The organism is Corynebacterium sp. 335C, from assembly GCF_053525695.1.
In genome coordinates this window covers 525,108-548,145 of record NZ_JASTTB010000002.1, presented here as the reverse complement: position 1 = coordinate 548,145, position 23,038 = coordinate 525,108, and the positions used below count along the sequence as shown (strand labels likewise).

Below are 23,038 nucleotides of genomic sequence, written 5' to 3'. Positions count from 1 at the left end.
GCACCCCGAAAGGACCCCAACGCCATGTCCACCATGCGCACCCTCGCGGCGGGCTTCATCGCCGTCGCCATCGCCACGGTCGTCCTCGGCCTGGCCTACCCGACGGCCGTGTGGGGCGTCTCCCGCCTCACCGCCGCCACCGCCGACGGCCACCTCGTCGAGGACGACGGCTGCCTCGTCGCCTCCCGCGTCCTGCCCGACGGCCGCGCCGCCGCGATGGAGACGGGCGACGCCCCCGGCGACGCCGACGCCTGGTTCCACCACCGCCCCGACGGCATGACCAACCTGTCGCAGTCCAGCCCGGAGCTGGCCGACGAGGTCGCGGAGCGCCGCGCCGCCATCGCCGAGCGCGAGGGCGTCGACCCCGCCGCCGTGCCCGCCGACGCCCTGACGGGCTCCGGCTCCGGCGCCGACCCGTCCATCAGCCCCGAGTACGCGGAGCTGCAGGTCCCGCGCGTCGCCCGCGCCACCGGCCTGTCCGAGGACGAGGTCCGCGGCCTCGTCGCCGACGCCACCCACGGCCGCGCGCTGCTCGTGCTCGGCGAGCCGCACGTGAACGTCACCGAGCTCAACCTGTCGCTGCCCGGCGGCGGCGCCTGCGCCGGCTGACCGGACGCGGGTGCGCGGCACCGTCGTCCGCGTGACGACGGCAGCCGCGCGCACCACGCAGGCAGCCGCATGCGCGACGACGGCGACCCGCGCACCGCGCAGGCAGCCGCATGCGCGACGACGGCGACCTGCGCACGACGACGACGACGAGGGCGCCGCGGGGCCGAAACGCCCCGCGGCGCCCCCGGCGCGGGTAAGACGAAGACGACGGCGGCGGGCCCGGACGATCCCGGGGCCCGCCGCGGAAGGAGGACCACACCGACATGGACGGCGCATCGGCGAAGGCCGGGGCGGACGGGGCGGCGACGCCCGTGCGCGCGGCCGGGGCGGACCGGGCCGGCGACGGAGCGACCGCGGCCCGCGGCAAGCTGAAGATCCACCTGGGCGCCGCACCCGGCGTCGGCAAGACCTGCGCCATGCTCGCCGAGGCCCACCGCCTGTCGGCCGCCGGCGTCGACGTCGTCGCCGGCGTCATCGAGGACCACGGCCGCGCCCACACCCGCCTCATGGCCGAGGGCCTGGAGACCATCCCCCGCCTGCCCGCGCCCGAGGGCTCCGCCGGCGGCGAACTCGACGTCGACGCGCTGCTGGCCCGCCGCCCCGACGTCGCCCTCGTCGACGAGTACGCCCACTCCAACCCGCCCGGATCCCGGCACCCCAAGCGGTGGGGCGACGTCGCGACGCTCCTCGACGCCGGCATCGACGTCATCTCCACGATGAACATCCAGCACCTGGAGTCGCTCAACGACGTCGTCGGCCGCATCACCGGCGTCGTCCAGCGCGAGACCGTGCCCGACACCGTCGTCCGCGCCGCCGACGAAATCGAGCTCGTCGACCTGTCGCCGGAGTTCCTGCGCACCCGCCTCGCCGACGGCCTGGTCTACCGGCCGGAGCGCATCGGCCCCGCGCTCAACAACTACTTCCGCCTCGGCAACCTCACCGCCCTGCGCGAGCTGGCGCTGCTGTGGCTCGCCGACCAGGTCGACGACGCGCTGGCCCGCTACCGCGCCGCCGAGCGCATCACCGACACCTGGGAGACCCGCGAACGCGTCGTCGTCGCCGTCGCCGACGAGGCCGACGCCGAACCCCTCATCCGCCGCGGCCGCCGCATCGCCGCCAAGTCGTCGGCCGAGCTGATGGTCGTCCACGTCATCGGCGGCGACGGCTTCACCTCCGGCACCCTGCGCACCATGCCGCGCATCCGCGAGCTCGCCGCCGACCTCGACGCCGGCGTCCACCAGGTCACCGGCGACTCCGTCCCCGCCGCGCTGCTGCAGTTCGCCCGCGGCGTCAACGCCACCCAGCTGGTCATCGGCACCTCCCGCCGCTCCCGGCTGGCGCGCCTGCTGCGCGAGGGCACCGCCCACGCCGTCGTCCGCGGCGCCGGGCGCATCGACGTCCACCTCGTGACGCTGGACGGCGCCGGCTCGGGCGGCGGCGCGGCCGCGGCGGGGTCCCCGTCGTCACGCGGCACCCGCGCGCACGCGACCGCGGTCTCCCCCGACGACGCGCCGGGCGCGCGCACCCGGCGGCGCCGGCTGCGGACGCTGCTGCTCGGCTGGGCGCCGGCGGTGGCGGCCCCGGCGATCATCACGCTCATCGCCCACGCCTTCGACCCACAGCCCGGATCCGGGGCGCTCGGCGCCGTCGCGTCGCTGTTCTTCGCCGCCATCCTCGCGGTGTCGCTGCTGTGCGGCATGTGGCCCGCGCTGCTGTCCGCGCTGCTCTCCGGCCTGGCGCTGAACTGGTTCTTCACCCCGCCGGTGGAGACGTTCACCATCTCCGACCCCGGCAACGCCGCGACGCTCGGCGTCATGCTCGCCACCGCGCTCGCCGTCGCGCTGCTCGTCGACCGCGCCCGCGCCGAACGCGACGCCGCCTCCGCCGCCTCCCGCGAAGCCGACCTGCTGGCCCTGTTCTCCCGCACCGCGCTCGGCGGCGGCGGGCCCGAGGAGCTGCTGGCGAAGACCGGCCGCGTCTTCGGCCACCGCGCCGTCGCCGCCGTCGCCCCCGGCGGCCGGCTCATCGGCGCCTGGTCCGACGACGGCCCCGCCGGCCGCGACGGCGTCGACGTCACCGGCGCACCCCTGTCCCGCGACGAGGCCGACGCCGTCGTCGCCTCCTCCGACGGCTCCGTCGACCTCCTGCTCGCCGGCCGCGACGTCCGCGCCGACGACCGCGGCGTCCTCTCCGTCGTCGCCGACCACCTCGCCGGCCTGGTCCGCCGCGACGAGCTCGCCGCCGAAGCCGCCCGCGCCGGCGCCCTCGAGGAGGCCGACGAGCTCCGCCGCGCCCTGCTGTCCGCCGTCGGCCACGACCTGCGCACCCCGCTGGCGTCGGCGAAGCTGTCCGTCAGCGCCCTGCGCGCCACCGACGTCGAATTCTCCGACGACGACCGCGCCGAACTGCTGGAGACCATCGAGGTCGCCGTCGACCAGCTCTCCCGCCTCGTCGCCAACCTGCTGGACTCGTCGCGCCTGGCCGCCGGCGCCATCCGGCCGCGCCCCGAGGACGTGCCCGTCGAGGAGGTCGTCCACCGCGCCGTCGCCGACTGCGCCATCGGCCGCCCCCGCGAGGAGATGGCCCGCGTCCGCGTCGACGGCCCCGCGCTGGCCGCCGTCCGCGCCGTCGCCGACCGCTCCCTCCTCGAGCGCGTCATGGCGAACCTCGTCGACAACGCCCTGTCCCACGCCCCCGGCTCCCCCGTCGACGTCACCGCCGAGGAGGTCGACGGCTGGGCCGTCGTCACCGTCGCCGACCGCGGCCCCGGCCCCGGCGACGGCGGCGAGGACATCTGGGCGCCGTTCCAGCGCCTCGGCGACAACGGCCCCGCCGGCGGCGTCGGCCTCGGCCTGTCCGTCGTCCGCGGCTTCACGGAGGCCATGGGCGGCTCCGTGGAGCTCGCCCACCGGAACGGCGGCGGCGCCGTCGCCCGGGTGTCGCTTCCCGCCCCCGATCGCGGAAGGATGGAGCCGTGACCCGCATCCTCATCGTCGACGACGACGCCCAGCTGCTGCGCGCCCTGCGCATCAACCTCGCCGCCCGCGGCTACGACGTCGTCACCGCCGCCACCGGCGCCGAGGCCCTGCGCCGCGCCTCCGCCGACTCCCCCGACCTCGTCGTCCTCGACCTCGGCCTGCCCGACATCGACGGCGCCGACGTCCTCGCCGGCATCCGCGGCTGGTCGGAGGTCCCCGTCGTCATGCTCACCGCCCGCTCCGATCCGCTGCAGAAGGTGCAGGCGCTCGACGGCGGGGCGGACGACTACGTCACCAAGCCGTTCAGCATGGAGGAGTTCCTCGCCCGCATCCGCGTCGCCCTGCGGCACGCCGAGGGCGCCCGCCGCGCCGCGGAGAAGGAGGACCCCGTCGTCGTCGCCGGCGCGCTCACCGTGGACCTCGCCGCCACCCGCGTGCTTCGCGACGGCACCGAGGTGCACCTCACCCCCACCGAGTGGGGCGTCCTGTCGACGCTGGTGCGCGCCGGAGGGCGGCTGGTGACGCAGAAGGACCTGCTCGCCGCCGTGTGGGGGCCGGCGTACGTGAAGGAGACGCACTACCTGCGGATCTACATGGCGCAGCTGCGGCGGAAGCTCGAGGAGGACCCGTCGTCGCCGCGGCACCTCATCACGGAGCCGGGGCACGGGCACCGGTTCGTGGGCGGGTCGCCGGCGTAGGGGCGGTGCCGGCCTGGCCGGGGCCGGCGGGCCGCGGGCCTGCGGGGCCGGGCCGAAACCAGCGGACTGCGGGCCTGCGGGGCCGGGCCGAAACCAGCGGACTGCGGGCCTGCGGGGCCGGGCCGGGGCCGCGCCGACGCAGGGATTCCGGCGTCGCAGCGCGGCCGTCCGTACCGTGATGTCCTCGACCCGGCCGCCTCCGGAGTCGTCTGTCCCGTCCCCGGCACCGCCTCAGGGGGTTAACGCCCTTTAGCGGGCCAGACGCACGGTGGCTCCTGGGCTTTTGCCGCCGGATCTGAGGCGTTGGGCCCGCTAAACCGCATTAACCGCCGGCGCTGCCGTCTCCGCGACCGCATTTCCCCTCGACCCCACCGCCCCGCCCGGCCCGCGCCCCACTTCCTCGGGCATCAAGCTCAACTCTTGGGGGTTAACGGGATTTAGCGGCCCAAACGCGATTCGCGTCCTGGGGTTTTGCCGTGGATTTTGTCGCGTTCAGGCCGCTAAACCGCATTAACCCCGGATAGACATGGGCGGAGGCGGCGTCCGGTGCGACGTCACGGGCCCAATCTCGCGACAGGCACGCCGCCACGGGCTCAATCTCACGGCAAGTACGCCACCGCGACCCCGATGGGACGGCCAGCACGCCGCCACGGACCTGACGGCACGGTCACTACCCCGGATAACGGACACCCTCTTACCCCTCTTACCCAGGGAACCGGGCACCCTCCTACGTCAAGTAGGTAACCCCTCGTCGACCCGACCGACCGCCCACGCATGGCCCCAGATATGGGCGCAGTCGCCGCCTAGGGCAGAGACCGATTCGATCTATGGCCCGCCCCACCAGGGGAAATGCCGGCGACCTAAACAGGAGACTGGCGACGCCCGGCCGGCGCGCACCGGGATACCCCTTGACGCCGCGACCTAACCACCCCTACGGTTACCTACGTAGCTAGGTAACCAAGGAACGGGGAGCCACCATGGACGATTCCCGCCCCATCTACCGGCGGATCGCGGACGACATCCGCGACGCCGTCGGCGACGGCGCGATTCCCGAAGGCGAGCGCGCGCCGTCGACCAACGAGCTCGCCGCCTTCCACTCCGTCAACCCCAACACCGCCGCCCGGGCGCTGACGCTGCTGGCGGACGAGGGACTGCTGGAGCGCCGCCGCGGCCTCGGCATGTTCGTCGTCGCCGGCGCCCGCGACCGCGTCCGGGCGGCCCGGCGCGAGGGCTTCGCCTCCGGCTTCGTCCGCCCCCTCCTCGAGGAGGCAACGGCGCTCGGCATCACGCCGGACGAACTCCACAAGCTCATCGACGACGAAAGGACGCGGCAATGACCGTCGACTTCACCAACGCCCGGCTCCGCGCCGGCCGCCGGACCATCCTGACCATCCCCTCGCTGCGCCTCGGCCCGGGCGTCCACGGCCTCATCGGCCCCAACGGCGCCGGCAAGACGACGCTGCTGCGCCACGTCTTCGACCCCGACGCCGCCCCCGGCGTCACCGCCTCGCCAGCCTCCCTGTCGAGGGCCGGCGGCGACGCGGAGTTCGCCGGCGCCAAGGTCCGCACCCACCTGGACTACGCGGAGCTCGGCGTCCCGGGCATCGACCGCGAGTGGGCGTCCGCGCAGCTCGAGGGCATCGGGCTGTCGCCGACGTCGCGGCTTCGCGGCCTGTCCACCGGCGAGCGGCAAATGCTCTCGGCGGTCGTGGCGCTGGCCGCGCGGACGCCCGTCGTCATGCTCGACGAGCCGTTCAACGGCCTCGACGCCGGCCGCCGCGACGTGCTCCGCGACGCCATCGTCGACGTCCTGGCCCGGCGCGGCGACGAGCTGACCGTGCTCATCACCTCCCACCGCGCGGAGGACCTGGCCGGGCTCGTCGACGACGTCACCATCGTCCGCGACGGCGGCGTCGCCGGGCCCGTCGCCCTCGACGACGTGCGCGCCGGGTTCCCGCTGCTCACCGGACCGGCGGACGCGGTCCGCGCCCTCGCCGGGAACCGCCCCGTCCTCGCGGAGCGCTCGCTCGCGGGGATGCTCGAGGTCCGCCTCGGAGCGCCCCTCGCGGAAGACCGTGACGACGCGGCCCGCGCAAGCGGCGCAGGCGCCGAAGGCCGCACCGACCGCGCCGACGGAGTGCGCGTCACCGGGCCCGACGACCGCGAGCTCATCGACCTGCTCGCCATGCACGGCACGCCGGGCGGGGAGGCCCCGGCCGGTGACGCCGCCGCTCCCGTAAACGCACCCGCCTCCCCGCACGCCACCGCACCCGCCGCCGACGACGACACCGAAGGGAAGTGACCGCCATGTCCGCCATCAGGTCCCTGCGCAGCTTCGCCATCCCGAACCGCCCCGTCGCGTGGCTCATCGTCCCGCTGGCCGCGGCGCTCATCATCCTCGAATACGACCTCCGCGCCTTCGTCACGCCGCTCGCCGTCGCCGTGGCGTTCTGGATTCTGGCCCGCTCCGCGCACGTCGCCCGGACGGTGCGGATCCCCCGCGGCCGGTGGCTGTCCGGCGCGGCGCTGCTGTCGGCGGCCGCGGCCCTCGTGCCCGCCGCGACGTTCACCGCCTGGGCGCGCTACCGGATGAGCTGGGACCCGTACATCACGTCGCCGTACATCGCGATGGGCCCCGACACGTCGCCCACCGAGGTCACGCCGGCGACGTTCACCGTCGTCGCGGTGGTGCTGTTCGCCTGCGCATGGGCGGGCATCGCGCTGGGCACCATCCACGCCCGCCACGGCTTCATGGCGGCGCTGGGAACGCTCGTCGCCTGCGTCGCCGCGCTCATCCTCTACGCCCTCTTCATCCCCGAGGCGAAGAACCCCGGCGCCCACATGAGCGCGCCCGTCCCCGCCGTCTTCGTGTTCCTCCTGCCGCTGGCGGCGATCGGGTTCCTCGTCGCGGTCGCCCAGACGCGGAGGGCGGCATGACCGGCGACGCGGCAGCGCACCGCCCCGTCGACGCACGACCCGACGACCACGACAACCGGACCGACGACCGAACCGACACCGACGACCGACCCCACGAACGGAAGGAGACGACCATGACGACCGCCGACACCACCGACTCCCCCACGACCACCGCCGACCGCGGCGGAAACCGCGACCACGGCACCACCTCCGCCTCCTGGCGCACCCGCATCGGCGCGTTCGCCCGGCCGGGGCGGGCGCTGCTCCTCGCCGCCATCGTCCTGACGCCGCTCTACGTCGTCATCGACCTGCACTGGGGCATCGGCCTGCTGCACGTCTGGGCGGCCGTGCTGTTCTTCGAGGCCGCCTCCGGGGTCCGCGCGGCGCGGCAGCTGCGGGTGCCGGCGGGGAGCTGGCTGCTGGGCTCGGTGCCGCCGGTGCTGGCGATGGGCCTGCTCGCGGCCGGTGCGGGCGTCGCGTGGTCGGCGTACGAGATCTCCCGCAACCCGCACTTCTCCTTCGATCTGCTGTCCCGGTCGGGTAACGCGCCGCACATGGACACGAACGGGGAGCCGTATCTGGTGGAGTACGCCGGCTTCGGGGCGGGCGACATGGCGCTGAGCTTCGCCGTCATCGTGCTGGCGGTGGCCGCGGCGGCCTACGTCGGCATCTTCCTGGCGGCGTTCTCCGCCCGCCGCGGCACGGGCCGGACGGTTCTCCTGGCCGTCGCGATCATCGTCGTGGTCGTGTTCGCCGAGTCGCTCATCGCGTGGCTCGCCGGCGGCGTCCCGTTCACCCGCGACCGGCACGAGCCCGCCGAGGGCTGGCGGCTGGTCGCCGCCCCGGCGATCGTCTCCGCCGTGACGCTCGCCTGGGCCGTGCCCGCCGCGCTGCGGGAGTACCGCGGGACGGACGCGTAGGCCGCGCACGCCGACGGCCCCGGACCCGCGCGGAGCGGGTCCGGGGCCGGGTGCGATCGCGGGGCCGGGCGGGTCGCCGTCGTCACGCGATGCTTGACGACGGGACCCTCGCGCGGCCCGGGCGCGTCAGGCGCGGACGGACAGGCGGTCGTTGAAGCGCTGCTGCTGGTCCAGCCAGTAGCGGGAGTCGGTGTCGAAGTACTCGCCGAGGCGCTTGGCGAGGTCGCGCGTGACGTGCGTGCGGCCGCCGACGAAGCGCTCGAGCGTGGAGCTGGGGACGTTGATGGCCAGGGCCAGGCGGTAGACGCTCATGCCGCGCGGGCCGAGGAAGCGGTCGTTGAGGACGATTCCGGGGTGGGTGGTGTGCTCGTCGTGCATGGGCCGGACCTTTCCGTGAGGCGGGCCCCGGGTTCGGGGCCGGTGCGGCACCCGGCGGTCGCCGGGCTGGACTGTCATGGGCGCCGCCGGCGGGTGTTCCGGCGACCTGTGCAAAATAGCCCCGATCGCGGGCGGCGGTGCAAACCACGCGCCGTGGGCGAATCCGACGATAACACCGATCGCCGGAGAGCGCGCGACACGCTGACCTGCATATTCACAGAACATTCAGCAAAAAGTCGCCGGACTATATACGGAAACTCACATCGGGGAACCCGGTGTGACCGACATCACCCCAGGTGGGGCGCGGTCCAGGCTCCGCGCCCCGGCACCGGAGGGCGGTGCCGGGCCGCCCGCTAGGATCGGGCGCCATGAGCGACTCCACGGCCGACTCCCCCACCCCCGCCTCCCCCGCGGCCATCGTCCGGCTCTCCGGCGCGGTCGCCCGCGTCGACGCCGGGCGGGTGACGGTGTCGAAGCTGGCCCGCACCCTGGTGACCGACCGCGGGCCGGTCTCCGCCGACCCCGCGGACCTCGGCGACGCGGAGCTGACGGAGCCGACGCCGCTGCTGCCGGGCGAGCTGCGCCTCGGCGGCGGCCTGCCGGCCGTGCGCGTCATGCCGTCGTGCCTGGCCGCCGCCCGCGCGCTGCTCGCCGCGGTCGCCGCGCTGCACGCCGCCGGCGACGACGGGGACGCGGCCGCCGAGGCGGTGAAGGAGCTTCTCGACGGTGCCGCCACCGGCGTCGCCCCCGCCCCCGCCGACGGCGAGTGGGACCCATCCGGCGGCGAGGCCCCCGCCCCGGTGGCCCCGGGCGCGCTGCCCGACCCCGCCTCCGGCGCGCCGGTGCAGTTCACGGCCCTGGACGTGGAGACGGCGAACAACGACGGCGGCGCGATCATCCAGATCGGCCTCGCCGTCGTCCGCGCCGGCGCCGTCGCCGAGACGCACTCCTGGTACTGCCGCCCGCCCGAGGGGCTGGAGCGCTTCGACGACGGCAACGTGGAGATCCACGGCATCACCCCGGAGCAGGTCGCCGACGCCCCGGCGTTCGCCGACCTCATGCCCCGCCTGGCGGAGATCGCCGGCGGCCGGCCCGTCGTCGCCCACAACGCGCGCTTCGACTTCGGCGAGATCGCGCGGGCGTGCCGCGCCGCCGGCGCCGACGCCCCCGAGCTGACGTTCGCCTGCACCTACATGTGGGCCCGCAACGCCCCGAACGTGCAGGTGGAGAACTACCGGCTGCCGACGCTGGCCGAGGCCTCCGGCCACCGGCTGGAGGAGCACCACGACGCGGCGGCCGACGCCGTCGCCTGCGCAGAGGTCGCCCTGTGGCTCATGCGCGGCGACGCCGCCCACGCCGCCGAGGCGACCACCGACGCCGTGGCCTTCTCCGAGTCGCTGGGGCTGCGGATGGGCTCGCTCGGCGCCCACGGCGCCGAGCCCGTGCGCTACCTGCCGGGCCGCGGCGCCGCCGGGGGCTTCGGCGGCCAAAACCGGGGCGGGGCCCGCGGCGGCAACCGCGGCGGCGCCCGCGGCGGGAAGGGCCGCGGCCGCGGCAACGGCGGCGGACGCCCCGCCTGGGACCGGGCGAAGACCCCCGACGTCGTGCCGGAGGCCAACGAGGACGCCGACCCGAACGGCCTGCTCTACGGCCAGAACGTCACCCTGACCGGCGACTTCGAGCCCTACGACAAGGGCGACCTGTGGAAGGGCATCGCGGAGGCCGGCGGCACCGTCGGCAAGAACGTCACGAAGAAGACGACCATCCTCGTCGCCGGCCCCTGGAAGAACGTCACGTCCAAGGAGAAGCGCGCCCGGGAGCTGAAGGAGCAGGGCCAGGACATCGACATCTGGGACGAGAAGCAGCTCTTCGACGTCCTCGGCCTGGACCACTAGCGGCGCCGGGAGCCCCGCCGGAGGAGCGCCCGGCGCGGGCGCGGGCACCGTCGCAAAGCACCTGACGCGCAACCCCGCGATACCCCGCGCGCGGCACCCCGCGCCGACCCGCGGGGGACGCGTGCACCCCGCCGCCCGCGCGCGGGGCGGCGTGTCGGGGCCGCGGCTACAGTGGGGGCGACCGAAGGGGCCGCCCGCGACGGCGGCCGACGCAACCCCGAAAGGCCCCCCGCCCCATGGAACGCCGACCGATCACCTCCACGTACCGCCTGCAGCTGCGCGGGCCGAAGGCCGACCCGGACGGCCGGGCCTTCACCTTCGCCGACGCCGCGGAGCAGGTGCCGTACCTGGCGAAGCTCGGCGTCTCCCACCTCTACCTCTCCCCCATCCTCACCTCCGTGCCGGAGTCGAACCACGGCTACGACGTCATCGACCCGACCACGGTGAACCCGGAGCTCGGCGGCATGGCCGGCATCCAGCACCTCGCGGAGGTGGCGCACGAGGCGGGCCTCGGCATCATCATCGACCTGGTGCCCAACCACCTCGGCGTCGACGACCCGCAGCTCAACGAGTGGTGGTGGGACGTCCTCACCCACGGCCGCGACTCCCAGTTCGAGCCGTACTTCGACATCGACTGGCACGAGGACAACGGCGCCGGCGGCAAGATGGGCCTGCCGATCCTCGGCGACCCGGCAGACGTCGACAAGCTCGAGGTCGACCGCTCCGGCGACGAGCCGCTGCTGCGCTACTACGACAACGTCTTCCCCATCGCCCCCGGCACCGACGAGGGCACGCCGCAGGAGGTCCACGACCGGCAGTCGTACCGCCTGATGTTCTGGCGCGACGGCGTCATCGGCTACCGCCGCTTCTTCTCCGTCAACGGCCTCGCCGGCATCCGCCAGGAGCACCCCGTCGTCTTCGAGCACACGCACCGCGTCATCCGCGAGCTCATCGCCGCCGACGTCATCGACGGCGTCCGCGTCGACCACCCCGACGGCCTGTCCGACCCGTTCGGCTACGTCACCCAGCTGCGCCGCCTCATCGGCGACGACAAGTGGCTGGTGCTGGAGAAGATCCTCGGCGCCGACGAGCCCCTCGACCCCCGCCTGTCCGCCGACGGCACCACCGGCTACGACGCGCTGCGCGAGTTCGACAACGTCTTCGTCAACCGCGACTCCCGCGACGAGATGACCATGCTGGCCCTCCACGAGTCCGGCTCCACCTGGGACCACGACGCCGTCTCCGCCACCGAGCGCCGCCTGAAGTACGACACCGCCAAGGGCGAGCTCGCCGCCGAGGTCCGCCGCCTCGCCCGCGCCCTGCGCCGCGACAACTGGTCCACCGCCGGCGACAACGTGCCGGAGGACGTGCTGCAGGACACCATCTGCCAGCTCGTCGCCGCCATCCCCGTGTACCGCGCCGACTACGAGTCCCTGTCCCGCGTCACCTCGGCGACCATCTCCGACATGGTCGCCCGCTTCCCCTCCCGCGTCTTCGCGCTGGACCTCATCTCCGCCGGACTCATCGCCCAGGGCGAGGCGTCCGTCCGCTTCGCGCAGGTCTGCGGCGCCGTCATGGCCAAGGGCGTCGAGGACACGACGTTCTACCGCGCCTGCCGCCTCATCAGCTCCCAGGAGGTCGGCGGCGACCCCGGCGCCTACGGCATGTCCGCCGCCGAGTACCACCTGCTGCAGCACGAGCGCTCCCGCCTGTGGCCGAAGACGATGACGGCGCTGTCGACGCACGACACCAAGCGCGGCGAGGACGTCCGCGCCCGCATCCTCGGCCTGTCCGACCTCGCCGGCGCGTGGGCGGAGGCCGTGCGCTCCTGGAACGCCATCACCCCGGCGCCCGACGGCGCCACCGGCTACTTCCTGCTGCAGAACATCATCGGCGTGTGGCCCGCCGACGGCGTCATCACCGACGAGCTGCGCGAGCGCCTCCACGCCTACGCGGAGAAGGCGATGCGCGAGGCCGGCGTCCACACCACCTGGACCGACGTCGACGAGGACTTCGAGCTGTCCGTCCGCACCTGGATCGACAACCTCCTCGACGGCCCGCTGACCGACGACATCACCGAGTTCGTCCGCCGCATCGCCCCCGCCGGGCAGATCACCTCCTGGTCCCGCAAGCTGCTGCAGCTTGCCGGCCCCGGCATCCCGGACACCTACCAGGGCACCGAGTTCATCGAGGACTCCCTGGTCGACCCGGACAACCGCCGCTTCGTCGACTACGCCGCCCGCGACCGCGCCCTCGACGCCGTCCGCCGCGGCGAGGTGCCCTCCCCCGTCACCGGCCCGGAGACCCCGGACGAGTTCCCGGAGGACTTCGGCGCCGACGCCGCCGACGCCGTCAAGCTCATGGTCGTCCACCACGGCCTGCGGCTGCGCCGCGAGCGCCCCGAGTCCTTCGTCGGCGGCACCTACCAGCCGGTCTTCGCCGTCGGCCACGGCGAGCGCCACCTCGTCGGCGCCGCCCGCGGCCCCGTCGGCGGCGATCAGGACGTCATCGCCCTGGCCACCCGCCGCCCGACCGGCCTGCAGCGCGACGGCGGCTGGGGCGACACCACCGTCACCCTGCCGGAGGGCTTCTGGACCGACCGCTTCACCGGCCACACGTGGTCGGGCCGCGTCGCCGTCGCCTCGCTGTTCGGCACCTACCCCGTGGCCCTGCTGGTCAGGGACGACGAGGCCGAGTAGCCCCCGATGATCAAGGAGCTGCGGGCGCGCTACGACGCCTGGGTCGCCGCCCACCCGGAGGCGGCGCGCGAGTTCTCCGCCGCCGTGCGGGAGCTGCTGTACGACGCGGGCCTGGCGTTCGACAACGTCACCGCCCGCGTGAAGCAGTGGCGCTCCCTGCGCGCCAAGGCGGTCAGCCGCAACCCCGACGGCTCCTTCGCCTACCCCGACCCGTGGGAGGACCTCCACGACCTGGTCGGGGTGCGGGTGACGACGTACCACTCCACCGAGATCCCCGGCATCCTCTCCGTCCTCGGCGACGCGTTCGAGGTGCTCCGGGAGATCGACAAGGGCCTGGAGAACCGCGTCGCCGGCCGCCTGGGCTACGGCTCCCACCACCTCATCCTCCGCGTGCCGGAGGACCCGGCCGCCGAGGTGCCGCCCGGCCTGGAGGCCTACCGCGGGCTGATGTTCGAGGTGCAGGTCCGCACCGTGCTGCAGCACGCGTGGGCGGAGTTCGAGCACGACGTGCGCTACAAGTCGAACGACGTCGACCCGCGCGTCAACCGCGCCTTCGCCCTGGCCGCCGGGCTCATCGAGCTGGCGGACCAGCAGTTCGACCAGATTGCCGCGATCCTCGACGAGGGCGAGTCGGCCGACGCCGCGCAAGCGGCGGCGGGTGCGGCGGGTCCGGTCGGCGCCGCCGGTCCGGCGGGCGCTCCGGGCGGCGCGGCCGCGGCTGCCGCGGATCCGGGCTCCGCGGCGGCGGGGGAACCGTCGTCACGCAACCACAACGCAGCAGGTGGCGCGGCCGATCAGTCGCGTGACGACGCCTCCCGCCCCGGCTCCGGATCCCCCGGCGACGCCGTCCCCGCCCGCGGGCGCGACGACGCCCCGGGCACCGCCGACATCGTCCAGCGGCCGGTCGAGCGCGCCGACGACGTCGAGCTGACCGCCGGCACCCTTCCCGGCCTGCTGACGCTGCTGCTGCCGGGCCTGCCGCCGTCGAAGTCCGAGCACTACCCGTGGCTGGAGGAGCTGCTGCGCCACAACGGCGTCCGCACCGTCGGGGAGCTGAAGGAGCTCATCGAGCCGGCGCTGGTCCGCCGCGTCGGCGAGGCGCTGCGCTACCGGTTCACGCCGGGCCACGTCCGCATCGTCGACGACCTGCTGCTGGCCCGCCACGGCGAGGCCCACGCGGAGAAGACGGGGCGCACCGGCGCCCACCCGAAGATCCGCCCGCAGCGGCTCTCCTCCCGGCTGGCGCAGCTGCGGGAGGCCGGCATCGTCGCCGATGGCGCGGAGGATCCGGGCGCGGGCGGGGACGCGGAGCCGGCGCAGGAGGACTGAGCTCCTTCAGAACCCGCGCAGCCGGTCCAGCTGGCGGCGCTCCTTCTTCGTCGGCCGACCGGTGCCGCGGTCGCGCACCGGCAGCGACGCCATGACCTCCCGCGGCGGCGGGGCCGGCGTCCGGTCCAGGTAGCAGGTGCGGGCGACGGGCGCGCCGACCCGCTTCTTCAGCGTGCGGCGCACCTCGACGATGGTCTCGCGGTGGTTGGCCCACACGCGGACCTCGTCGCCCGGCGTGACGGGCTGGGCGGGCTTGACCGCCTGCCCGTTGATCTTCACGTGCCCGCCGCGGCACGCGTCGGCGGCCTGCGAGCGGGTCTTCAGCAGACGCACCGCCCAGAGCCACGCGTCGACGCGCACCGGGGCGGAGTCGTCATGGGGCTCCGTCGCCATCGCGGCCTACTGCGGGTCGCGGTAGTTGACGATCTTCTGGACCTTCGACCAGTTGAACCAGCCCATCGCGATGCCCACGACCGCGATGACGACGAACAGTCCCCACGATCCGGCCAGCACGCCCAGCGCGGCACCGCCGACGACGCCGCCGCCGGCCCACACCACCGCATTGCGGCTGTACTTGCGCACGGCGTCCTTGCGCTGCTGGATGGGGTTGACGGGACGTCGGGACAGGTTGGAGCTCATGTCCGGGATCATAACCGGCGGGCCCGCGGACGCGGATTCGGGTCCGCGCCCCGGGCGGCGCGTCACGGGTCCCGCCGCCCGCGCCGGACGCACCGCCCGCGCCATCCCCCACGTCATGTGCTTTACGACGGCACCCCCGCGCCGGCCTGCTCGTCGGCGCTGACGACGCCGTCGGCGGCCAGCCGCGCCCGCTCCTCCTCCGTGAAGCCGAAGGCCCCGAGGATCTCGTCGTTGTCGGCGCCGCGCGGGCGGGGTCCGAAGCGGACGGAGCCCGGGGTGTCGGTGAGCTTGATGGGCAGGCCGACGCCGACGTAATCGTCGAGCTGGACGACCATGTCGCGGTGGCGGGCCTGCGGCTCGGCGAGCGCCTCGCTGACCTTGTTGACCGGGCCCGCCGGCACGCCGGCCTCCGTCATGGCGCGGGCGAGGTCGGCGCGGGTCCACTCGACGATGCGGCCGCCGAGGATGGCGCGCAGCCGGTCGCGGTTGACGACGCGCTGCGGGTTCGTCGAGAAGTCCGGCCCCGACAGCTCCTCGGTCAGTCCGAGGACCTCGATGGCGCGGAGGAACTGGCGGTCGTTGCCGACGGCGAGGAAGAAAGGCCCGTCGGCGGCGGTGAACGTCTCGTACGGCGCGATGGTCGGGTGGGCGACGCCGGTGCGGCGCGGGTCCCGCCCGGAGGCGAGGTACGACTGGGCGTGCGGATGGAGGATGGACAGGGCGGAGTCCAGCAGAGCCATGTCGATGAGCTGGCCGCGGCCCGTCGTGTCGCGGGCCCGCAGCGCCATGAGGATGCCGGACATCGCGTTGAGGCTGGTGACGATGTCGACCAGCGGGATCCCGATGCGCATCTCCGGGCCGTCGGCCTCGCCGTTGATGGACATCAGGCCGGACAGGCCCTGGATGACGGCGTCGTAGCCGGGCGCCCCGCCCATGGGGCCGGTCTCGCCGAACCCGGTGATGCGGCAGTGGACCAGGCGGGGGAACTCGGCGCGCAGCGTCGCGTCGTCGAGCCCCCACTTCGCCAGGGTGCCGGCCTTGAAGTTCTCGATGAGGACGTCGGCGTCGGCGAGCATCCGGCGCAGCACGGCGATGCCCTCCGGAGATTTCAGGTCGAGGGAGATGTTGCGCTTGTTGCGGTTCAGGCCGGTGAAGTACGCGGCCTGGTTCTCCCGGACGAAGGGCGGGCCCCAGTGACGGGTCTCGTCGCCCGTCGGCGGCTCCACCTTGAACACCTCGGCGCCGTGGTCGGCGAGCATCTGCCCGCACAGCGGGCCGGCGAGGACGCGGGAGAGGTCGATGACGCGGATTCCGTCGAGGGAGGAGGGCATGGGGGTTCCTTTCGTTGACATGATTCAGGAGCGGGCGCCGCCGGACAGGCGGCTGCGCCAGGTGGTGGCCGTCGCGGAGCCTGCGAGCACGGCGGAGACGGCGAAGACCGAGCCGGGGCCGAGCGGCCCGGCCAGCGCGCCGGCGACGAGGGGGACGGCGACCTGGCCGATGCGGTTGCCGGTCAGTCGGAGGGACAGGGCGGAGGCGCGGACGCGGGCGTCGACGAGCGTCGCCACCCAGTTCATGGACAGCGGCTGGCTCATCCCCCAGCAGAAGCCGACGACGGCCATCGACGCGAAGAGCGCCGCGAGCTCCCCGGTCACCGCCGCCAGGAGGATGGCGGGCGTCGACGCGCCGAGCGCCGCGGTCAGCAGCGCCGGCTCGGACGCCAGCCGCGTCAGCGCCGGCATCGCCGCCCGGGAGACCATCGACAGCACCGAGCGGGTGGCGACGAGGAGGCTGACGACGAGCGGCGAGATGCCGTGGGCCTCGCCGACGACGGGCATGTAGGCCGTGATGAGGTCGATGCCGGTCAGCACGACGACGCTCGACCAGATGGCCGCGGGCATCCCGCCGACGCGCAGGAGCCGTCCGAAGCCGGGGCGGGAGCCGTCGTCACGCGACTGCGCATCCGCCGCACCGTCCGCGGCGGCCCGCGCCCGCCGCGGGAGGAGCAGCACCAGGGGCAGGGCGAGGACGGTCGCCGCCGTCATCGCCGCCAGCGCCGGTCCCGCGTCGACGACCCCACCGGGGCCGCGGGAGACCTCCGCGATGACGCCGACCGCCGGGGTAGCGATGGACTGGCCGACGGAGACGGACAGCGCGAACAGCGCGAAGCCGTGGACGAAGCGCTCCGGCGGGGAGTTCTCGATGACGACGCCCTGCCCGGCCAGGAAGGTCATGACCTGGCCCAGGCCCAGCGCCGCGTTCGCCGCCGCGAGCACCGCCAGCGACCCGGACGCCCAGATCGCCGCGCACGCGGCGGCGCTGAGCACCGTGCCGGCGACCATCGCGCCGCGGCTGCCGCGGGCGTCGACCCGGCGGCCGATGCGCAGCGCCAGCAGCACCGGCACCAGCGCGAAGGTCGCGGCGATGACGCCGACCTCCGCCGCGCCGCCGCCGAGGGCGATGACCTTGTAGGAGACGAGCACCCGCACCGCGTCGTAGGCGCCGTGGAGCAGCACCCCCGAGAGGAAGAGCAGCGGGAACGGGCCCGTCATCCGGCCGGCCATCACGTCGCGCGGACTCCGCCGGTCAGCGCGCCGGCAGCGGGGCGTCGACGGCGGCGCCCTGGACGACGAAGGCCCAGACGGCGTCGACGTCGCCGGAGGCGGCGGCCGCGCCGATGGCCTCCTCCCAGGTGCGGATGGCGCCGAACTCCGCGCGCCACGTCAGGGCGGCGTTGGTGAAGCGGTGCAGGGAGTGCTCCTCGGTGGTGCCGATGGCGCCGAGGGCCTGGTGGGCGTTGCGGACCGCGACGGAGGCGGCGCGGCCGACGACGGACTTGGCGACGGCGACGCGGAAGGCGCTGAGCTCGCCGGCGAGGTCGGTCTCCATGGCGTCGGCGAGGGCCTCGTCGACGGCGGAGCGGGCCAGCGTCGTCTCGGCGACCGCGTCGACGACGAGGTTCTGCACCGACTGGAACTTCGCCAGCGGGCGTCCGAACTGGTGGCGCGTGACGACGTACTCCCGCGCCAGGTCGCAGGCCGTCTCCAGGGCGGCGACGGTCTGCAGGCAGCGGGCCAGGGCGCCGCGCAGGACGAGCGCGGCGACGGCGGACTCCGGCACCTCGGCGGCGCCGTCGAGGACGGACGGGTCGAAGGACACGTTCGCGCGGGGCTCGCGGCCGGGCGCCGGGTAGTCGGTGACGGTGGCGGCGTCGGCGGGGACGTCGGCGACGACCCAGGAGCCGCCGCGGCGGCCGAGCACGGCGAAGGCGGTGGCCTCGCGGGCCCAGGCGACGCGCTGGGCGGCGCCCGAGTCGTCGACGAGCGCGAGGGTGCGCACGGCGTCGTCGGAGGCGATGCCGGCGTCGGCGAGGAGGCGGCCGGCGATGAGGTCGGTCTCGGCGTAGGGCACGGGGGCGCCGGCGCGGGCGGCGCCGGTGAGCAGCGCGGCGGCCTCGCCCCAGCCGGCGCCGGAGCCGCCGTGCTCCTCGTCGCCGGTCAGGCGGGCCAGGCCGGTCTCCCGGAGGTTGGCCCAGGTGGCGTCCCACGTCTCCTCGCCGTCGACGGCCTGCGTGAACAGGTCGGAGATGAGGTCGCGGAGGTCCTTGTCCACGGTGGTGTCGATGATGCTCATCAGCGAAGCTCCAGTCCCCGCGCGATCACGCCGCGCAGAATCTCGTTGGTGCCGCCCCGCAGGGTGAAGCCGGGGCGCTGGACGACGCCGGCGCGGAGCAGCTCCAGCAGGGCCGGGTCGTGGTGGGCCTCGTCGCCCACGGCGGCGTCGACGACGTCGACGATGTCGCCCTCGGTCGCGGTGCCGAGGAGCTTGACCAGCGCGGCGTCGACGTCGGCGCGGCCGCCGCCCTGGAGGGTCTCGGCGACGGAGCGGGACATGCCGTGCAGGCCGGCGAGGCGGGCCGCCCAGCGTCCGGCGGTCGCCGCGTCGAGGACGGCTTCGCCGCCGGAGGACGGGCGGACGGCCTCGGCGAAGAGGCGGAAGGAGGACAGGAAGCGCTCGGGGCCGGAGCGCTCGAACGCGAGCTCCGAGTTCACCTGCCTCCAGCCCTGGCCGATCTCGCCGAAGACCATCTCGTCGGGCACGAACACCTCGTCGAGGATGACCTCGCTGAAGTGGCGGCTGCCGGACATGGAGAGGATCGGGCGGATGGTGACGCCCTCGCTGCGCAGGTCCAGGAGGAACTGGGACAGGCCCGCGTGGCGGTTGGAGGTGTCGACGGGCTCGGTGCGGGCGAGGCAGAAGAACGCCTCGGAGTGCTGGGCGCCGGAGGTCCAGACCTTGGTGCCGGTGACCTTCCAGCCGCCGTCGACCTGCACGGCGCGCGTGCGGACGGAGGCGAGGTCGGATCCGGAGTCGGGCTCGCTCATGCCGATGGCGAAGCAGCTCTCGCCGGCGACGATGCGCGGGAGGTACTCCTTCTTCTGCTCCTCGGTGCCGTGGGCGAGCAGCGAGGGGGCGATCTGGCGGTCGGCGACCCACTGGGCGGCGACGGGGGCGCCGACGGCGAGGAGCTCCTCGGTGACGACGAAGCGCTCCATGAAGGTGCGGCCGTGCCCGCCGTACTCCTCCGGCACCGTCATGCCGACCCACCCCTGCTGGGCGAGCTCCCGGGTGAAGCCCTCGTCCCAGCGGGTCAGCCAGGTGTCGATGCTGGGGACGAACCGGCCCTCCTCGATCTTCTCCCGCAGGAACGCACGCACCGCGAGGCGCAGCTCCAGCAGCTCTCCGGAATCTTGTTTCATTTGGACTCCTAACTTCTCGGTGACGACGCTCACACTACACAGCGATCCGCATTTACGTAACCCTCTACGTGATTTTGGTGAGGAAATTCCGGTGGCCCAGGTCGCGGCGTTGATATCCTCCGTCCATGGCAGAAACAGTCCGCCCCCGGCACCGCATGGTCGACCGCGTCGCGGCCATCCTCGAGCTCGTCGCGCGCTCCGGGGACGGCCTGACGCTCACCGGCATCGCGCAGGAGCTGGGCTACCCGCTGAGCACGACGCAGGGCCTCGTCAACGGGCTGACGGCGACGGGCTACCTCGACGAGCGCGACAAGCGCTACACGCTCGGCATGGCCCCCTACCTGCTCAACGCGATGGCCGGCCGCCGCCCCGTCGACGCCGTCTCGCACGCGGAGATCGAGTCGATCTTCGCGGAGACGGGGATGGTCACCGTGCTGTCCGTCGCCGTCGGCGGCCGCGTCTTCTACCTGGACCACGCCGCCGAGGGGATGACGTACCAGTACCTGACGGAGAACTTCCTGCCCCGCTCCCTCATCCGCACCTCGACGGGCTGGGTGCTGCTCAGCCGGTTCGACCGCCGGGATCTGTGGGCGTACCTGAAGTCCCTCTCCCCCGAGGATCAGCCGTACGTCGACGCGTTCCTCGCGCAGGCGGAGGACATCGCGGCGACGGGCCTGTGCGCCTCGCCGGCGGTCGCGGAGGCCGGCGTCGACGGCGTCTCGGTCGCCGTGGAGCAGGACGGCCACACGGTCGCCGCGCTCGGCGTCATCGGCTCGCGCGAGGAGATCGCCGCCCGGCGCGACGAGCTCGTCGCGGTCCTGGAGCGCCGCCGCGCCGCCTGGTCGGGCCGGGCGTGACGACGTCCGCCGTGCCCGGGTCCCCTCCCCCGCCGCGGCGGCGCCCGGGGCGCCGCGCGCGTCGCGCGTGACGACGGGGCGGGGCCCGGCGCGTCCTGCGCCGGGCCCCGCCCCTCGTCGTCCCCCGCATTCGCCGGAGCGCCCTCGGCCCGCCGGAACGGGCGCCGGCGCCCCGCGGCCCCGGCGGCGCCGGCGCCCCGGGGCCGCCGCGTCAGCGGCCGCGGTACTCGCCGGGCCGCTTCTCCACGAAGGCGGTGAGCGCCTCGCGGTGGTCCTCGGTGCGGTGGGCCAGCGCCTGCATCGCGGCGGAGAGCTCCAGGAGGCTCTCCAGCGACTGGTGCTGGGACTCGCGCAGCAGCTTCTTGGCCATGCGGATGGAGTGCGGCGGGTTCTTCGCGACGCGCTCCGCCAGGCGGCGCGCCGCCGGCAGGAGGTCGTCGGGGGCGACGACCTCGTTGACCAGGCCCCACTCGAGCGCGACGTCGGCGGTGACGCGGTCGCCGGTGAGCGCCATCTCCGCGGCGCGGGCGGGGCCGATGGCCTTCGTCAGCAACCAGGCGCCTCCGTCGCCGGGGATGATGCCGAGGCCGACGAAGCTCTCCGCGAACCACGCCCGCTCGGAGGCGACGCGCATGTCGCACATCAGCGACAGGTCGCAGCCGGCGCCGACCGCCGGACCGTTGACCGCGGCGATGACGGGGACCTGGCAGTGGTACAGGGCCCGCGGGATGCGCTGGATGCCGTTGCGGTAGCCGTCGCGCAGCTCGTAGGGGCTGCCGCCGAACATGCCGGCGCGGTCGGCCATGTCCTTGACGTTGCCGCCGGCGGAGAACGCCTTGCCCGCGCCGGTGAGGATGACGCCGCGCACGTCGTGGTCGAGGTTCACCCGGTCGACGTTGGCGACGAGCGCGTCGACGACCTCCGGCGCCGAAATCGGGTTGCGCGACTCCGGCAGGTTGATGGTCCAGGTTTCGATGGAGCCGTCCCGCTCGACGAGCACGGCCTGGTTGTCGGTCATTCGTTTCTCCGTTCCCTTTATCTTCCTTTATCTCTTCCGTCCGTCCCGGCACCCGCCGCTACATCAGCTGCGGCACCCACAGCACCAGCTGCGGCCACAGCAGGAAGATGGCGGCCATCATCAGCATGGCGACGACGTAGGGGAAGGCGCCGCGGAACACGGTCATCGGGTTGATGCCCGCCGACTTCGACACGACGAACACGTTGATGCCCATCGGCGGGGTGACCATGCCGACCTCCGCGAGGAGGATCATGAAGATGCCGAACCACACCGGGTCGTAGCCGAGGCCCTCGACGACCGGCAGGACGATCGGCACCGTCAGGGCGATGATGGCGATCTGGTCCATGAAGAAGCCCAGCACCACGTAGAACACCGCGATGAGCGCCATGATGAGCAGCGTCGGCATCGCCGAGGCCTCGATGGCGTCGACCAGCTTCGGGGCGGCGCGGGTCTCCGTGAGGAAGTGCCCCAGGACGTGGGCGGACATGATGATGGCGAGGATCATCGCGGTCGACTTCACCGTCTCCACGAGGCACACGCCGACGCCCCTCCGGCTCCACCGTCCGCGGACCACGACGAGGACGAGCGCGGCGAAGGCGCCGAGCGCGGCGGCCTCCGTCGGCGTCGCCACGCCGAGGAAGATGGAGCCGATGACCGCGACGAACACGATGAGCAGCGGCGACGCCTGCGCGAGGTGGCGCATCTTCTCCTTCGCCGGGGTACGCTCGCCGGCCGGGATGGCCTTCCGGTTGCGCAGCATGCCGAGGTACATCGTGGCGATCATCGCGACGGCGATGAGGATGCCCGGGAAGAACCCGGCGACCAGCACGTCGCCGACCGGCGCCTCCGCCGTGATGGCGTAGAACACCAGGATGATGCTCGGCGGGATCATCGCGGCGAGCGTGCCGACGGAGGCGACCAGGCCGCTGGCGACCTCCGGGCGGTAGCCCTCGCGCAGCATGCGCGCGGTCGACGTCTGCGCCAGCGTCGCGGCCGCGGCCGTCGACGAGCCGGACACCGCGGCGAAGGCGGTGCCGGCGCCGACGGAGGCGACCGCCGTGCCGCCGGGGACGCGGCCGACGAGCCCGCGGGCCGCGTCGAACAGCGAGTCCAGCAGGCCGGACATGAGCATGAACTGGGCCATCAGCATGAACAGCGGGATGGCCGTCAGGGAGGTGGAGCGCACCGCGGTGACGGGTGCGGTCTGCATGACCGGCAGGGCGACCTCGAAGCCGCCGAGCGCGATCATGCCCACCAGGCCCGCGCCGAAGATGGCGAACGACACGGGCACGCGCAGCATGATGAGCGCGATCAGCAGGATGATGACGATGGCGAGCAGCAT

Annotated in this window: 20 protein-coding genes; 11 read left to right on the top strand and 9 right to left on the bottom strand. The window is 74.3% G+C overall.

The features are described 5' to 3' along the window. Positions 1–24: 24 nt before the first annotated feature. The 7 genes from QQS41_RS09340 (at position 25) to QQS41_RS09310 (ending at position 8,121) form a co-directional block, all read left to right on the top strand. Positions 25–609, top strand: coding sequence for a potassium-transporting ATPase subunit C (locus QQS41_RS09340; protein WP_448852431.1), 585 nt, complete (start codon positions 25–27; stop codon positions 607–609). A gap of 263 nt (positions 610–872) precedes the next feature. Continuing rightward, on the top strand, positions 873–3,587 hold the full coding sequence (locus QQS41_RS09335; protein WP_448852429.1) for a DUF4118 domain-containing protein: 2,715 nt from the start codon (positions 873–875) through the stop codon (positions 3,585–3,587). After that, positions 3,584–4,285 (top strand): response regulator, encoded by a 702-nt coding sequence (locus QQS41_RS09330; RefSeq protein ID WP_448852428.1) that lies wholly within the window; start codon positions 3,584–3,586, stop codon positions 4,283–4,285. Before QQS41_RS09335 ends, QQS41_RS09330 begins: the two co-directional genes overlap by 4 nt. Positions 4,286–5,262: 977 nt before the next feature. Further along, entirely contained in the window at positions 5,263–5,622 is a 360-nt protein-coding gene (locus QQS41_RS09325; RefSeq protein ID WP_448852427.1) for a GntR family transcriptional regulator, read from the top strand. Beyond that, positions 5,619–6,587, top strand: coding sequence for an ATP-binding cassette domain-containing protein (locus QQS41_RS09320; RefSeq protein WP_448852426.1), 969 nt, complete (start codon positions 5,619–5,621; stop codon positions 6,585–6,587). Before QQS41_RS09325 ends, QQS41_RS09320 begins: the two co-directional genes overlap by 4 nt. A 5-nt stretch (positions 6,588–6,592) precedes the next feature. Then, entirely contained in the window at positions 6,593–7,222 is a 630-nt protein-coding gene (locus QQS41_RS09315) for a hypothetical protein (RefSeq protein WP_448852425.1), read from the top strand. After that, entirely contained in the window at positions 7,219–8,121 is a 903-nt protein-coding gene (locus tag QQS41_RS09310) for a hypothetical protein (protein ID WP_448852424.1), read from the top strand. The genes QQS41_RS09315 and QQS41_RS09310 overlap by 4 nt, the downstream gene beginning before the upstream one ends. 126 nt (positions 8,122–8,247) lie before the next feature. Here the strand turns inward: QQS41_RS09310 and QQS41_RS09305 are convergent, their stop codons facing one another. Then, positions 8,248–8,499, bottom strand: coding sequence for a HigA family addiction module antitoxin (locus QQS41_RS09305; RefSeq protein ID WP_448852423.1), 252 nt, complete (start codon positions 8,497–8,499; stop codon positions 8,248–8,250). Between the two features lie 368 nt (positions 8,500–8,867). Between QQS41_RS09305 and QQS41_RS09300 the strand changes: the two genes are divergently transcribed. The 3 genes from QQS41_RS09300 to QQS41_RS09290 all read left to right on the top strand — a co-directional run bounded on the left by QQS41_RS09300 (position 8,868) and on the right by QQS41_RS09290 (position 14,422). Then, the gene (locus QQS41_RS09300; protein WP_448852422.1) at positions 8,868–10,394 is read left to right on the top strand and encodes an exonuclease domain-containing protein; all 1,527 of its coding nucleotides are present in this window, start codon (positions 8,868–8,870) and stop codon (positions 10,392–10,394) included. 236 nt (positions 10,395–10,630) lie between these two features. After that, positions 10,631–13,093, top strand: a complete 2,463-nt coding sequence (treY, locus tag QQS41_RS09295) for a malto-oligosyltrehalose synthase (RefSeq protein ID WP_448852421.1) — start codon at positions 10,631–10,633, stop codon at positions 13,091–13,093. Positions 13,094–13,099: 6 nt separating this feature from the next. Further along, the gene (locus tag QQS41_RS09290) at positions 13,100–14,422 is read left to right on the top strand and encodes a GTP pyrophosphokinase (protein WP_448852420.1); all 1,323 of its coding nucleotides are present in this window, start codon (positions 13,100–13,102) and stop codon (positions 14,420–14,422) included. 6 nt (positions 14,423–14,428) lie between these two features. Here the strand turns inward: QQS41_RS09290 and QQS41_RS09285 are convergent, their stop codons facing one another. The 6 genes from QQS41_RS09285 to QQS41_RS09260 all read right to left on the bottom strand — a co-directional run bounded on the left by QQS41_RS09285 (position 14,429) and on the right by QQS41_RS09260 (position 19,821). Next, positions 14,429–14,815: an RNA-binding S4 domain-containing protein gene (locus QQS41_RS09285; protein ID WP_448852419.1), complete on the bottom strand. Its 387-nt coding sequence runs from the start codon at positions 14,813–14,815 to the stop codon at positions 14,429–14,431. Between the two features lie 6 nt (positions 14,816–14,821). Then, positions 14,822–15,061 carry a hypothetical protein gene (locus QQS41_RS09280; RefSeq protein WP_448852418.1) on the bottom strand — a complete coding sequence of 80 codons (240 nt, stop codon included), beginning with the start codon at positions 15,059–15,061 and terminating at the stop codon, positions 14,822–14,824. Positions 15,062–15,183: 122 nt separating this feature from the next. Beyond that, on the bottom strand, positions 15,184–16,392 hold the full coding sequence (locus tag QQS41_RS09275) for a CaiB/BaiF CoA transferase family protein (protein ID WP_448852417.1): 1,209 nt from the start codon (positions 16,390–16,392) through the stop codon (positions 15,184–15,186). Positions 16,393–16,416: 24 nt separating this feature from the next. Continuing rightward, on the bottom strand, positions 16,417–17,613 hold the full coding sequence (locus QQS41_RS09270) for an MFS transporter (RefSeq protein WP_448852416.1): 1,197 nt from the start codon (positions 17,611–17,613) through the stop codon (positions 16,417–16,419). Between the two features lie 34 nt (positions 17,614–17,647). Continuing rightward, complete coding sequence (locus QQS41_RS09265; protein WP_448852415.1) at positions 17,648–18,694, bottom strand: acyl-CoA dehydrogenase family protein; 1,047 nt, start codon at positions 18,692–18,694, stop codon at positions 17,648–17,650. Then, entirely contained in the window at positions 18,694–19,821 is a 1,128-nt protein-coding gene (locus QQS41_RS09260; RefSeq protein WP_448852414.1) for an acyl-CoA dehydrogenase family protein, read from the bottom strand. Before QQS41_RS09260 ends, QQS41_RS09265 begins: the two co-directional genes overlap by 1 nt. 125 nt (positions 19,822–19,946) lie before the next feature. Here QQS41_RS09260 and QQS41_RS09255 point away from each other — a divergent pair, with 125 nt between their 5' ends. Next, positions 19,947–20,678 (top strand): IclR family transcriptional regulator, encoded by a 732-nt coding sequence (locus QQS41_RS09255; RefSeq protein WP_448852413.1) that lies wholly within the window; start codon positions 19,947–19,949, stop codon positions 20,676–20,678. 211 nt (positions 20,679–20,889) lie between these two features. On the opposite strand, the gene QQS41_RS09250 is transcribed toward QQS41_RS09255, so the two are convergent. Both QQS41_RS09250 and QQS41_RS09245 read right to left on the bottom strand, forming a co-directional pair. Further along, a complete protein-coding gene (locus tag QQS41_RS09250) occupies positions 20,890–21,696 on the bottom strand; it encodes a crotonase/enoyl-CoA hydratase family protein (RefSeq protein WP_448852412.1) in 807 nt (268 codons plus the stop codon). A 58-nt stretch (positions 21,697–21,754) separates the two neighbouring features. Further along, positions 21,755–23,038, bottom strand: a complete 1,284-nt coding sequence (locus QQS41_RS09245) for a TRAP transporter large permease (RefSeq protein ID WP_448852410.1) — start codon at positions 23,036–23,038, stop codon at positions 21,755–21,757.